Genomic DNA, 12,764 nt, shown 5'->3' with positions numbered 1-12,764 from the left:
GAGCTATACCGTCCTGATTCGGGGGTTGATGAGCAGGTAGAGAAGGTCCACCACTATGTTCACCAAGACAAAGGTGACCGAGATGGTGAGCACCACGCCCTGGACCAGGTTGACGTCCAGGTTGGTGATGCCGTTGAGGATCAGTTGGCCCATGCCGGGCAGGGCGAAAATCATTTCAATCACGACGGCGCCGCCCAGCAAGTAGCCGACGCGAAGTCCCAGCACGGTCACCGGGGTGACGAGCGCGTTGCGGAGGACGTTCTTGGAGACGACCTCGCGGTAAGGGACCCCGTTGCCGATGGCGGTGCGGACGTAATCGCGGTCCAGTTCTTCCACCATTGAGGTACGGACCACGCGGATCAGCGACGCAGACACCGGGATGCCGAGCGCCAAGGCCGGGAGGGCCATGGAGTTGAGCCAACCGCCGAAGCCGGATTCCCGCGTCGCGATTCCGCCCGAGGGGAACATGGGGTTGGCGCCGAGCGCGAACCACTGGATGAGCAGGATGCCCAGCCAGAAGGACGGCGTGGCGATCGCGGCGATGGAGAAGACGCGGACCAACTGGTCCTGCCACTTGTCGCGATACAGGGCGCCGAGGATGCCGAACGCGAGCGAGAGCACAATCGCGATAAGGACACCCAGGAAGGTCAGCTGCAGCGTCAGGGGAAACGCTGAGCCGATCATGGACGCCACCGACTTTGCCGGTGGGGTGGTGACGCCGAGGTCGAACTGCAGGAGCTTGCCGAGGAATCGGAAGTACTGCAGGACCAGGGGATCGTTCAGGCCATTGTCCTGGCGGTACTGCTGCTTGGCTTCTTCGCTGGCGCCGTCGCCGAGGGCCGAACTGGCCTGGTCGCCGGGAGCGGCCTGCAGGACGAGGAAGACGAGCAACGTAATGCCCAGGATCATTAATGGCAATGCTGCAAGTCTGCGGCCAAGCAAACGCAATATCGTGACCAATGTGTTCTCCGGTTGGTTGGGTGGTGCTGGTTGTGGGGCCCGCTCCGCGGGGCTACAAGGGAGATTCAGGCCGCAGGGCGGGCCTCACAACAGGGAGGGTGCTTAGTTGGTTCGTCCGACGTCGATAAATGACAAGCCGGTGGTGGGCAGAGGCTGGAAGCCGTTGAGCTTCTTCTCGTCCCAGGCGCTGGGGAGCTGGCGATGGAAGACCGGGTACAACGGAACCTCGTCGGAAACCATGTCCACGATTTCACCCACGATCTTCTTGGCCGCGTCACCGGATGCCTGGGAGCCCTTGTTCATGAGTTCCTGCAGCTTGGCGCGTTCCGGGGTGGTCCAGAAGGCGCGCTTGTCCATCCAGGTTGCGCCGGAGTAGAACCAGCTCAGGAGAAGGTCTGCGTCATTGCCGAAGACCGAGGGATCGCCAGGGGCCGCGACTACGGAGAAGTCGCCCTTGCCCACGCGGTCGCTGTACAACGCGCCGGACTGAAGGCTCTTGACGGTGACCTTGACGCCCGGGATCTTGTTCCAGGACTCGAGGATCAGCGGTGCAACGTCCTTGACCCAAGCGGTGTCCGTGGTGAGGAGCTCGAATTCGAGGCTGGTGACGCCGGCCTGCTTCAGGAGGTCTTCTGCTTTGGAAGTATCAAAGCTGTAGACGTTCTTGGCCTTGACGTAGTCCGGGTGGCCTTCCTGGAAGTAGGAAGTGGCGGCCTTGGCGTTGCCGAACAGCGCTTTCTTGATGATGGATTCTTTGTCCATGCCGTAGTGCAGGGCCTGGCGGACCAGCTTGTTGTCGAACGGGGCCTTGGCGCAGTTGAACATGAGGAACAGCAAGCCGAAGGATTGGACGGATTCAACTTTGACCTTGGACTTCAGTCCGTCGACGTCAAGGTAAGGAACGTCTTCGATCGCTTGGACACGGCCGGACTGGACCGCCGTGACACGGGCTGCGGCATCGGAGAGCAGCAGCCAGGTCATGCCCTTGGCCAGCGCAGGCTTGGGGCCGTTGTAGTCGGCGAACGCCTCGAAGACGATCTTGTCGTCCTTGACTGCGGAGATGAGTTTGTACGGTCCGGAGCCGACTGGCTTGGCGTCGAACGCCTTAAGGTCGGTAGCGAGTGCCTTGGGAACGATCTTGACCACTGAGATGCGGGGTCCGAAGCCGGGGAAGGCGTACTTAAGGGTGAACTCCACCGTCTTGGCGTCCAGCGGCTTGACGTCCTGGATGAAGGGAATGAACTGGGAGAACAAGGACTTGTTGGCCGGATCCATCACACGGGTGAAGGAGAAAGCGACGTCCTCGGTGGTGACGGGGGAGCCGTCGTGGAATTTCGCGCCCTCGCGAATGGTCACCTGGTAGGTGGTGTCGTTGACCTTTTTGGGGTCCGCTGCGGCGAGGGCGTTGTAAGGCTCGCGGGTGGCCGGGTGCAGTTCGATGAGGCCTTCGAAGATGTGCAGGTTGGCGGCCATCGGCGTGGCTCCGGAGGAGCTGAGGGGATCGAAACCGGTGGACAGCGCGTAGGAGATGCCGGCCTCAATGGTGAGGTCCTTATTGACCGCGGCAGTGTTGGTGGTGGTACCGGTGGTGGTGCTGGCAGCGCCGCCGCACGCAGAGAGTGTTGCCGTGAAGGCGGCTGCTGCACCAACTGCGCCGCTTAGCTTCAGGAAGTTCCGGCGGCTGGCGTCGTTGACCAGCGGCAGGCTGTGGATCGTCTTGCTCATAGGGTGCCTCACCATTCGCGTTTCGTGGGTTATCGGATGTAGGACGTCCGATGCTCGTATGGAAACTGTAAGGGCGGTCACAACGGAACGTCAAGTGAGAATGTGCGCTTGGGTTGCTGCCGCGCACCTGGCGGCCTGCCGGCTGCGGCCGGTCCTGAGGGGAAATCTCAACGATTTCCCAGTACATAGCTATGACGGAGGTGGGACATCCGATATTGTATGTTGCGAGTCACTCATTCTGGGGTGGGCACTAAGCTCGCCTCAATATTAACACCGCACCTGCCCTCGGAACCGGCCTTTGCCGGTCTGCGGGCCGGTGCATCGGCAAGGAGAAAGCCATGACAACTTCCGGTGTGGTTCCGCAGGCGCGGTTCAGTGCACAGGCCCGGCTGCGTGCGTTGCAGTCGGACATTATGGAATTGATTCTTGAGCGCGAGCTCGAGGCGGGCGATCCGTTGCCGACCGAGAGCGAGCTGTCCGGTGCCCTGGGCGTGGGCCGCAACACGCTCCGAGAGTCACTCAAGGTGCTGCAGGCCTTGGGTGTCATCGAAATCCGTCACGGCTTCGGCATGTTCGTGGCGCCGAGCAACTTTGACGCACTGGCTGACGGCCTGACGTTCAGGGGCCGGCTCTCACTGCGACATCAGGGGCTGGAGGCCTTGCAGCTGGTGGATGTGCGCCAGGCGTTGGAGTCCGGCCTGATCGGCTCGTCCATGGATGTCATGACCAAGGAACAGCTCGCGTCCATCGAAGAAGCCGTGAAGCAGATGGAAGAGCTGGCCGCTGCCGGCGAAAACTTCGTGGCCGCGGACGCCGAATTCCACCGTCGCCTCTTCGAACCCCTCAACAACGAGCTCCTGATCAACCTCATGGGCGTGTTCTGGAAGGTGTACCGGAAGATCCACGTGGAGATCGGTCCAGGGAACGAGGACCTGGCGAAGACTGCTGCGATGCACCGAGACATTTACGGAGCTGTGGCGGCAGGGGACAAGGTCCTGGCGTCCGAGCTGCTCAACCGACACTTCGATGGCATCCGCCGCCGCATCAGCGAGGCAGTCGGGGAGTAAACGCCCCGTACTTAACGAAAGGGCCGTCGTCGTACTTTTGAAAAGTACGACGACGGCCCTTTGCGTTCGGCGTGCAAGTCACCGCACATGCAAGTCAGTGGGGCTGGCCCGGGCACAACAAAAGACCCGCACCGGCGAACCGGTGCGGGTCTTGATTTGTGCGCCCAAAGGGATTCGAACCCCTGACCTTCTGTTCCGTAGACAGACGCTCTATCCAGCTGAGCTATGGGCGCATTTCGTGTGATTCTCGGCGGTCTGTTTCTCTGACCCCCTCGAACCTCAATAAACTTTACAGAAGTTCATGTGAAGTTCCAAATCGAAAAGCTGTAATCTGCGCAACTAGACCGGTCTACGTGACCTTAGTCACTTAAATCTCCGTCCTGGCTAACCCAACCCCTTATTTCTAGCGGTTTTTACTTTTGGGCTGTGTGGATGTCCGATGTCTGACAACGGATTGGTCTGGTCCGCGGCCCCTATCGTTTAGGACACACCACTGAACCCGAGGAAGGGAACCGCAATGGGCGATCTGGCGCGACTGCCGCTGCTTGAGAAGGCACCTACTACGCATGCACGCCTGCTGGCCTGGGTTGAGGAAGTTGCCGAGCTGACTCAGCCGGACCGCATCCACTGGGTTGATGGCAGCGAAGCAGAAAACAAGAAGCTCACCGACGAACTCGTTGAGGCCGGCACGTTGAAGCGGCTGAACCCGGAGACGTTCCCGAACTCTTTCGCAGCATTCTCCGACCCTGCTGACGTTGCCCGTGTAGAAGAGCAGACCTTCATCTGCTCCGAGAACGAGCGCGACGCAGGCTTCACCAACAACTGGATGGCCCCGGCCGAAATGAAGCAGAAGCTGCGCGGATTGTTCGCCGGCTCCATGCGCGGCCGCACCATGTACGTCATTCCGTTCGTCATGGGCCACCTGGATGCCGAGGACCCCAAGTTTGGCGTCGAGATCACCGACTCCGCCTACGTTGTTGCCTCCATGCGCATCATGGCCCGCATCGGCACGGATGTCCTGGACCGCATCACACAGACCGACGCCTTCTTCGTCCCCGCCCTCCACTCGCTGGGTGCACCGCTGGAAGCCGGCCAGGCTGACGTTGCCTGGCCGTGCAACACGGACAAGTGGATTGTGCACTTCCCCGAAGAGCGCTCCATCTGGTCCTTCGGCTCCGGCTACGGCGGAAACGCCCTCCTGGGCAAGAAGTGCTACGCGCTGCGCATCGCTTCGGTGATGGCACGCGACGAAGGCTGGCTGGCCGAGCACATGCTCATCCTTAAGCTGACCTCGCCGGAGCAGAAGACCTACTACGTTTCCGCGGCATTCCCGTCCGCTTGTGGCAAGACCAACCTTGCGTTGCTCGACCCCACCATCAAGGGCTGGAAGGTTGAGACCCTTGGCGACGACATCACGTGGATGCGCTTCGGCAAGGAAGGCGAACTCCGCGCCGTCAACCCCGAAGCCGGCCTTTTCGGCGTTGCACCCGGTACCGGCTGGGGCACCAACCCGAACGCCATGCGCGCCATCGCCAAGGGCAACAGCATCTTCACCAACGTGGCACTGACCGACGACGGTGGCGTCTGGTGGGAAGGTATGACGGAGGAAACTCCGGCGCACCTGACCGACTGGCGCGGCGAGTCCTGGACTCCGGACTCCGACGCCCCGGCAGCGCACCCGAACTCCCGCTTCTGCACGCCGATCGACCAGATCGACATGCTGGCCGAGGAATACTTCAGCCCGGAAGGCGTGGAGCTCTCCGCAATCCTGTTCGGCGGCCGACGCAAGACCACCATCCCGCTGGTCACCGAGGCCCGCGACTGGTCCAACGGCATCTTCATGGGTTCCACGCTGTCCTCCGAGACCACCGCTGCTGCCGCCGGTGCCGTCGGCGTCGTCCGCCGCGACCCCATGGCCATGCTGCCGTTCATCGGCTACGACGCGGGGGACTACCTGAATCACTGGGTGAACCTGTCCGCCAAGGCCAATCCGGAGCGACTGCCAAAGATCTTCCTGGTCAACTGGTTCCGTCGCACGGCCGAAGGCGGCTTCGCCTGGCCTGGCTTCGGAGACAACGCCCGTGTGCTCAAATGGGCCATCGAGCGTCTCGAGGGCAAGGCCGACGCTGTGGAAACGCCGATCGGCTTCGTGCCCACCGGCGAATCCATCGACCTGGAGGGCCTGGACATGACACCGGCCGAGGTTGAGTCGGCTGTTCGAGTCGATCCTGAGGAATGGGCAACTGAGTTGGCATCCATTGAAGAATGGTTCGCGAACTTCGGCGATTCGCTCCCGGCGGCGCTCCAGTCCGAGCTGGACGGTCTGAAGACCCGTCTGGGCTAGACCTCTTAGGAACAACGGCGTTCTTAAGTGAACGACGACGGCCCGTCACCTTTCGATTGAAAGGTGGCGGGCCGCCGTCGTTCTTGCGGCAGATGTCACCGGCGGTTTTTCCTGCCTTGGTTGGCGGGCCGCACGTCCGGGCCGAAGACTTCGTAGTGGATCCGGGTGGAAGTCGATGTTCGCAGCGTCTGCCGTCATTGCCCACTGAGTGCCCAACCCACCCAAAGTGCCGGGAGGGTGGCCGCTTATGGCTGGGTGGCCGGTACCCTGAACTCCGGCCGCAGCCCGATGGACTGGAACACCGGGTTCATCTGGCGGGCGTGGGGGAGAGAAGCGATAACCACGGTATCCAGTTCGGTGTAGAACGCTTCCCTGGCCCGATTCATCGCGTGGCGCAGGGCGCATTCATTGATGAGCGGGCAGTTCTTGGTGGGGGACTGACACTCCGCTGGATCCTGTCGGCTGTCCAGATGCCTCAGGACTTCCCCAACGGTGGCTCGCCGCCCTGATTCATTGAGTCGGGAACCGCCCAGCCGTCCTCGTTCAACGTCGATATATCCCAGGGCACGCAGGCGGACCATGGCCTTGCTGACATGGTTGTACGGTGTACCCACGGCATCCGCCACTGCCTGGGTGGTCAGGAGCAAACCTTCGGGGGCCGCGGCCAACACCATGATGGCGCGGAGGCTGACATCTGCGAACGCGTTGATTTTCATGGCATCAGCTCCCGGGTAGGGTCCAGCTCACGGGCAGGGTCTAGTCCACCCAGATGGATGGCTCGTGTGTATCGGGTTCCATCGTGCTGAAGGCAAAGCCCTCCGCCGTGGGAGTGTACGGAATGATCGCTGCCAGGACTTCGCCGTTCCGGTGTTCGGCTGCACCATGGATACCGTCGGACCCATGGTCCGGCAGGCTGACGTCGCTCACCACTGCTACGGCCCGGTAATCGTCCCGGCCCTGTCGCAGCAGATCATGGACGTCGGTCAGCATTTGGCCGGCGTCGACGTCACCGTTTTCGTCCGGCTCACCGGGAGCAATCATCACTATCCGCAGTTCGCCGTCGTTGGACAGCGTGATGCCGAAAGGGAAAAATCCGCCGTTCTGCTGGATGTGTTCCTGGGCTGTGCCCAAAGCGGTGCCCAAGGTTTCACGGAGTTCGCGGTCCTGGTCGGTTTCTTCCGGGACGTCTGTGGCAGCGTGCTGATCGTTCATGCCTGAACCTAGGCCCGGACCAGTGCGAGGACGCGGTCGCGGATCTTTTCCATGGTGGGCTGATCCTTCGCTTCGGCGTTCAGGCGGAGGAAGGGTTCGGTGTTGGAGGGGCGCAAGTTGAACCACCAGCTGCCGTCCTTGGCCGTAAAGGTGCTGCCGTCCATGTGGTCGATGTCAATGTCTTCTGTTTCAAAGTCGGCGCGGACGCGTTCAACGGCGGCTGCTTTGTCCTCGATCTCGGAGTTGATTTCTCCGGAAGAGACGTAGGGCTCGTACTGGCGGCCGAGTTCGGACAACGGACCGTCCTGCTCGCCCAAAGCAGCCAGGACGTGCATGGCGGCGAGCATGCCGGTATCGGCGTTCCAGAAGTCCCGGAAGTAGAAGTGAGCGGAGTGCTCCCCGCCGAACACGGCACCTTCTTCGGCCATGACGGCTTTGATGAAGGAGTGTCCCACACGGGTCCGTACCGCACGGCCGCCATCCTTGGCGACGAGCTCCGGGACGGCTTTTGAGGTGAGGAGGTTGTGGATGATCACAGGGGTTTCTTCCCCTGCGGCCTGGGCACGGGCGATTTCGCGCCGGGCCACCATGCCGGTGATTGCAGACGGCGAGACAGACTCGCCCTTCTCGTCGATCACGAAGCAGCGGTCAGCGTCGCCGTCGAATGCCAGACCGATGTCCGCGCCGTGCTTGACGACGGCGGCCTGCAGGTCGCGCAGGTTCTCCGGCTCCAGGGGGTTGGCCGGGTGGTTGGGGAAAGAACCATCCAGTTCAAAGTACAGCGGGACAATCTCAAACGGCAGTGCCGGGAGCAGTTTGTCGCCAAGGACTGCCGGGGTGGTCAGCCCCGCCATGCCATTACCGGCGTCGACCACGATCTTCAGCGGACGGGAGCCGGAAAGGTCCACGAGCTGGCGCAGGTATTCCGAGTAGTCCTTCAGCACATCACGCACGCCGATCTCGCCGCGGGTACCCGCAGCCGGGATGGTCCCGGAGTTCAGGTACTGCTCTGCCAAGGCCTGGATTTCCTTCAGGCCGGACTCCGAGGAGATGGGCTGGGCGCCGGCTTTGGCCATTTTGATGCCGTTGTATTCTGCCGGGTTGTGGCTGGCCGTGAACGTGGCACCGGCAGCGTTCAACGCACCGCAAGCGTAGTAGAGCTCATCGGTGGAGATCAGGTCCAACAGAAGGACGTTCGCTCCGCGCGTTGCTGCGCCGTTGGCGAAGGCCTGGCTGAACTCCGGAGAGGACGGACGCATGTCCCCTCCGACCAGGACGGTCTCGCCTTCGAGGCCCAGGACGTCGATAAAGGCAGCACCCACGGCCTCGACGATTTCCGCCGTGATGGACTCACCAACGATCCCACGGACGTCATACGCCTTAAAGGATGCCGAGAGGTCGAATGTCTTGTTCTGCTCGCTAGTCACGCGCTCAATCCTACTGTGGCAACGCAAACGGGCTGGAATGCGGAACCTGGCTTGTGGATAATCGTTGTCCACATAGCAGGACCTGCAGGTTATGGCTGTCAGGGTCGGCTGGAATACTGGGGTGATGGCCAACAACTCCCAGAACGCTGCCGTTTCCGTGCAATCACCTACCCAGCACCAGGCTTTGGAATGTCTGCGGGAGTTGGTGGGGCACCCGGAAGCCCAGTTCCATGACGGCCAGTACGAGGCCATCGAAGCGTTGGTTGATGCCGGACGCCGGGCCTTGGTGGTTCAGCGTACCGGTTGGGGAAAATCGGCTGTCTACTTCGTTGCCTCGCTGCTGCTGCGCAGGCGGGGTGCGGGCCCCACTCTGATTGTTTCGCCGTTGCTGGCGCTCATGCGGGACCAGGTTGCCGCTGCCGCACGGGCAGGAGTCCGGGCTGTGGCCATCAACTCCGCCAATGCCCTGGAATGGGACACCGTCCTGGCCCAATTGGCCGCTGATGAGGTGGATGTCCTCCTGGTCTCTCCTGAACGGCTGACCAACCCCTCCTTCCGGGAGAACCAGCTCCCGGAACTCATCCGCCGTACCGGCCTTTTGGTCATTGATGAGGCTCACTGTATTTCGGACTGGGGACATGACTTCCGTCCGGATTACCGCCGGATTGCGGACCTCATTGCACAACTGCCGGCGTCGGTTCCCGTCCTGGCCACCACGGCCACCGCCAATTCCAGGGTGGTCCATGACATCGAGGAGCAACTCGGTGATGGCGTACTGACCATCCGTGGCGCCCTGGGCCGTGAATCGCTGCGCCTGGGCGTCCTGACACTGCCCGATTCCCGGGACCGCTTGGGCTGGTTGCTGACGCATCTGGCGGATATGCCTGGCAGTGGCATCATTTATACGCTCACGGTCTCGGCGGCTGAGGATACTGCCAGGCTTCTGGCTGAAGCCGGACACAATGTTCTCTCATATACCGGACGCACAGACCCTGCCGACAGGGAGCGCGCAGAACAACTCCTTAAGGACAACCAGGTAAAGGCTCTCGTGGCCACGTCCGCCTTGGGAATGGGATTCGACAAGCCGGACCTGGGCTTTGTCATCCACCTCGGCGCGCCGTCCTCGCCTGTGGCTTACTACCAACAAGTTGGCCGTGCAGGACGTGGAGCGGCCAACGCAGATGTCCTGTTGCTTCCAGGCTCCGAGGACCGTGAAATCTGGCAGTACTTTGCCACGGCCTCCATGCCGTCGGCCGAGAAAGCGAACGCTGTCCTCACTGTCCTCGGCGAAGCCGGTTCGGCGCTGTCCACGGTGGCTCTGGAAGCCAGGGTGGATCTTCGCCGAACACCGCTGGAACTCCTCCTCAAAGTCCTGGCGGTCGATGGAGCCGTGGAACGCGTCGGTGGGGGCTGGCGCTCCACCGGGGTCCCGTGGAACTACGACGCCGATCGTTACTCACGTATTGCCGAGGCACGCGTGGACGAGCAGGATTCCATGGTGATCTACCAGGACACCGCCGGGTGCCGCATGGAATACATCACCTCGGTGCTGGACGACGAAACCGCGGCCGCGTGTGGGCGCTGTGACAACTGCGCCGGCCGATGGTTTCCCGTGGACGTGGCAGCCTCCGCCGCCGATGCCGCAGGACAGACTCTGCGCCGGGCCGGAATAGCCGTGGAACCACGCCTTCAATGGCCCAGTGGAATGGACCGTCTCGGTGTTGCGGTCAAGGGAAAGATCAAGCCCGATGAGAGTGTGTCCGAGGGACGGATTCTTGCCAGGCTCACCGACCTTGGCTGGGGTGGGTCGCTCCGCGAACTGTTCGCTGCCGGGGCGCCGGACCGGGCGGTGGATCCAGCCATGCTGCAGGCATGTGTCCAGGTCCTGCGCGAATGGTCAGGTGCTGAGGGTGGGACTCCCTGGAGCGGAGTCGGCCGTCCGGCAGCCGTGGTCAGTGTCCCCTCACGGAGCAAGCCGCAGTTGGTCGGGACCTTGGCTCAAGGAATCGCGGGCATAGGGCAAATGCCCTACCTCGGACAACTGCAACCCCAGCACGGCGGGCCCACCGGCGCACGTGGAGGGAACAGTGCGTACCGGCTGGCAGGGGTGTGGGACAGGCTGGTGGTCGGTCCCGATCTCGCCCAGGCTTTGGCGGGCCTCGGTGGCCAACCCGTGCTGTTGGTCGATGACCTCATTGACAGCCGATGGACCATGACGGTCTCGGCCAGGGCGTTGCGCCAAGCCGGAGTGGGCGCGGTGCTGCCGCTCGCGCTGGCCCAAGCTGGGTAGTCCGGCGAGAGCCGGGTAGTGCCGCCCAAGCTGGGTAGCCCATCGGTCCCTCTCCGCTGGAACTACGTCATGTTGTGATCGCTCCCACGCTGCATCTATAGGATCGAGCAAACAGCCTGCTCACCGTGGCAGGCACACGCCAGAACCCGGACCGGAGCCATGAGCGCAAACCCGAGCAACACCGACGTCGATGCCGCCGACCAGACGACGTGGCGGCCGCGCCTGGCGCTGCTGGTGGCTGCGACGTTTTTCATGGAGTTCCTGGACGGGACCATCCTCACCACGGCCATTCCCAGCATTGCCTCCGATTTCCGGGTAGCACCGGCCGACATCAACATCACCATGACGGCGTATCTGGTAACGGTCGCCATGGGCATCCCGTTGAGCAGTTGGCTGGCGGAGCGTTTCGGCGCGCGCAGGATTTTCTGTCTCGCAATCTCGGTGTTCACTCTTGCCTCCCTGTTCTGCGCGATCAGCACCGACCTGACCATGCTCACGCTCAGCCGGGTGGCCCAGGGCATGGGCGGAGCCATGATGGTTCCCGTGGGGACCCTGGTGGTGCTGCGGGGCACTCCCAAATCCGAACTTCTCCGGGCCACCGCCTACCTCGTGTGGCCTGGCCTGCTTGCTCCCGTGCTGGCTCCGATGGTTGGCGGCGCCCTGACCACCTTCCTGTCATGGCACTGGATCTTCATCATCAACGTCCCACTGGGGCTGGCTGCCTTCATTGCGGCCCTCAGGCTGGTGCCGCGGACACAATTCGACGGGAAGCGCCGACTGGACTGGTTCGGCCTGTTGCTGACCACGCTGGGTGTAGGCGCGTTGGTGGTGGGCTTGGAGACCCTGGGTGGGCACGCATCAAATGTCCTGGCCGCCGGAGTTGTCTTTGCCGGAGTACTGTCGCTGGCCGGCGCGGTCTGGTGGATGAGCAAAGCGAAAGTTCCCCTGTTCAACCTCAGCGTCTTCGGTACCCGGACTTTCAGGGCAACATCCACCGGGGGTTTCATCTACCGGTTGACCATCAGCTCGGTCCCTTTCCTGCTGCCCCTGATGTTCCAGGACGGGTTTGGCTGGGATCCCCTGAAGGCCGGTGTCATGGTGGCAGCGGTGTTCGTAGGCAACATTGGGATCAAACCGGCTACAACGCCGTTGATCCGGCGTTTCGGATTCAAAGCGGTGCTCGTTTTTGCCTCCTTCGCGTCGGCCGTGACGTTTGCCATATGCGCTTTCCTTGACGCCCAAACACCCGAACCGCTCATTTTCGCCCTGCTGCTGTTCAGCGGCGCCTTCCGTTCCATCGGTTTCTCCGCCTACGCCTCGGTGCAGTACGCAGACATCGTCCCGGGGCAGTTGCCCTCGGCCAACGCCATATCGGCAACGCTGGTTCAGTTGGCGGCAGCGGCCGGGATCGCCGTGGGTGCTTTGTTCCTGCGCCTGTTCGAGGCCACCGAGGTGTTCGGTCCGGATCAAGTGGCGGCCTATAAGGGGGCCTTCGTGGCCATGGCAGTTCTGATGCTGATCAGCACTGTGGACAGCCTCACCCTCCACCGCCATGCGGGGGCTGAAGTCAGCGGCGGTTCAAAGCGGGGTTAAACGCAAAAGGTCCCGGTTTGAAAACCGGGACCTGTTCGCGGAGACGGGGGGATTTGAACCCCCGGTGGAGTTGTGCCCCACACTTCATTAGCAGTGAAGCCCATTCGGCCGCTCTGGCACGTCTCCCTTTGCTATTGCTAGCCCAC

9 protein-coding genes and 2 tRNA genes are annotated in these 12,764 nt (G+C 62.4%); 4 read left to right on the top strand and 7 right to left on the bottom strand.

The window, feature by feature from the left end; all coding sequences use genetic code 11:
• Positions 1-3: 3 nt before the first annotated feature.
• Together WBN73_RS12500 and WBN73_RS12495 are read right to left on the bottom strand one after the other, a co-directional pair.
• The gene (locus WBN73_RS12500; RefSeq protein ID WP_337340402.1) at positions 4-960 is read right to left on the bottom strand and encodes an ABC transporter permease; all 957 of its coding nucleotides are present in this window, start codon (positions 958-960) and stop codon (positions 4-6) included.
• 102 nt (positions 961-1,062) lie between these two features.
• On the bottom strand, positions 1,063-2,685 hold the full coding sequence (locus tag WBN73_RS12495) for an ABC transporter substrate-binding protein (protein WP_443193260.1): 1,623 nt from the start codon (positions 2,683-2,685) through the stop codon (positions 1,063-1,065).
• A gap of 338 nt (positions 2,686-3,023) precedes the next feature.
• On the opposite strand from WBN73_RS12495, the gene WBN73_RS12490 reads away from it, so the two are divergent.
• On the top strand, positions 3,024-3,752 hold the full coding sequence (locus tag WBN73_RS12490) for a FadR/GntR family transcriptional regulator (RefSeq protein ID WP_089593757.1): 729 nt from the start codon (positions 3,024-3,026) through the stop codon (positions 3,750-3,752).
• Between the two features lie 159 nt (positions 3,753-3,911).
• Here the strand turns inward: WBN73_RS12490 and WBN73_RS12485 are convergent.
• Positions 3,912-3,985, bottom strand: a tRNA-Arg gene (locus WBN73_RS12485).
• 284 nt (positions 3,986-4,269) lie between these two features.
• Here WBN73_RS12485 and WBN73_RS12480 point away from each other — a divergent pair.
• Positions 4,270-6,096 carry a phosphoenolpyruvate carboxykinase (GTP) gene (locus tag WBN73_RS12480; protein WP_337340400.1) on the top strand — a complete coding sequence of 609 codons (1,827 nt, stop codon included), beginning with the start codon at positions 4,270-4,272 and terminating at the stop codon, positions 6,094-6,096.
• Positions 6,097-6,341: 245 nt separating this feature from the next.
• Here WBN73_RS12480 and WBN73_RS12475 read toward each other — a convergent pair whose 3' ends face one another.
• The 3 genes from WBN73_RS12475 to WBN73_RS12465 are packed head-to-tail and all read right to left on the bottom strand — an operon-like array spanning position 6,342 to position 8,735.
• Positions 6,342-6,812 carry an RrF2 family transcriptional regulator gene (locus tag WBN73_RS12475; protein WP_280626797.1) on the bottom strand — a complete coding sequence of 157 codons (471 nt, stop codon included), beginning with the start codon at positions 6,810-6,812 and terminating at the stop codon, positions 6,342-6,344.
• Positions 6,813-6,852: 40 nt separating this feature from the next.
• Positions 6,853-7,308 (bottom strand): hypothetical protein, encoded by a 456-nt coding sequence (locus tag WBN73_RS12470; protein WP_337340399.1) that lies wholly within the window; start codon positions 7,306-7,308, stop codon positions 6,853-6,855.
• A gap of 8 nt (positions 7,309-7,316) precedes the next feature.
• Positions 7,317-8,735 carry a phosphomannomutase/phosphoglucomutase gene (locus WBN73_RS12465; protein ID WP_207596331.1) on the bottom strand — a complete coding sequence of 473 codons (1,419 nt, stop codon included), beginning with the start codon at positions 8,733-8,735 and terminating at the stop codon, positions 7,317-7,319.
• Positions 8,736-8,859: 124 nt separating this feature from the next.
• Here WBN73_RS12465 and WBN73_RS12460 point away from each other — a divergent pair, with 124 nt between their 5' ends.
• Together WBN73_RS12460 and WBN73_RS12455 are read left to right on the top strand one after the other, a co-directional pair.
• A complete protein-coding gene (locus tag WBN73_RS12460) occupies positions 8,860-11,025 on the top strand; it encodes a RecQ family ATP-dependent DNA helicase (RefSeq protein ID WP_337340398.1) in 2,166 nt (721 codons plus the stop codon).
• Positions 11,026-11,184: 159 nt separating this feature from the next.
• Complete coding sequence (locus WBN73_RS12455) at positions 11,185-12,618, top strand: MFS transporter (RefSeq protein ID WP_337340397.1); 1,434 nt, start codon at positions 11,185-11,187, stop codon at positions 12,616-12,618.
• A gap of 38 nt (positions 12,619-12,656) precedes the next feature.
• Here WBN73_RS12455 and WBN73_RS12450 read toward each other — a convergent pair.
• Positions 12,657-12,744, bottom strand: a tRNA-Ser gene (locus tag WBN73_RS12450).
• Between the last annotated feature and the right edge of the window lie 20 nt (positions 12,745-12,764).

The sequence above is a fragment of the Paenarthrobacter sp. CCNWLY172 genome, from assembly GCF_037402035.1.
Classification (GTDB): domain Bacteria; phylum Actinomycetota; class Actinomycetes; order Actinomycetales; family Micrococcaceae; genus Arthrobacter.
This window is presented reverse-complemented; position numbering and strand designations above follow the sequence as displayed.

What these genes read in the sequence shown, in the direction of transcription:
- WBN73_RS12495 (WP_443193260.1), bottom strand. Translation starts at nt 2,685, where the DNA reads ATGAGCAAGACGATCCACAGCCTGCCGCTGGTCAACGACGCCAGCCGC.
- WBN73_RS12490 (WP_089593757.1), top strand. Translation starts at nt 3,024, where the DNA reads ATGACAACTTCCGGTGTGGTTCCGCAGGCGCGGTTCAGTGCACAGGCC.
- WBN73_RS12480 (WP_337340400.1), top strand. Translation starts at nt 4,270, where the DNA reads ATGGGCGATCTGGCGCGACTGCCGCTGCTTGAGAAGGCACCTACTACG.
- WBN73_RS12475 (WP_280626797.1), bottom strand. Translation starts at nt 6,812, where the DNA reads ATGAAAATCAACGCGTTCGCAGATGTCAGCCTCCGCGCCATCATGGTG.
- WBN73_RS12470 (WP_337340399.1), bottom strand. Translation starts at nt 7,308, where the DNA reads ATGAACGATCAGCACGCTGCCACAGACGTCCCGGAAGAAACCGACCAG.
- WBN73_RS12460 (WP_337340398.1), top strand. Translation starts at nt 8,860, where the DNA reads ATGGCCAACAACTCCCAGAACGCTGCCGTTTCCGTGCAATCACCTACC.
- WBN73_RS12455 (WP_337340397.1), top strand. Translation starts at nt 11,185, where the DNA reads ATGAGCGCAAACCCGAGCAACACCGACGTCGATGCCGCCGACCAGACG.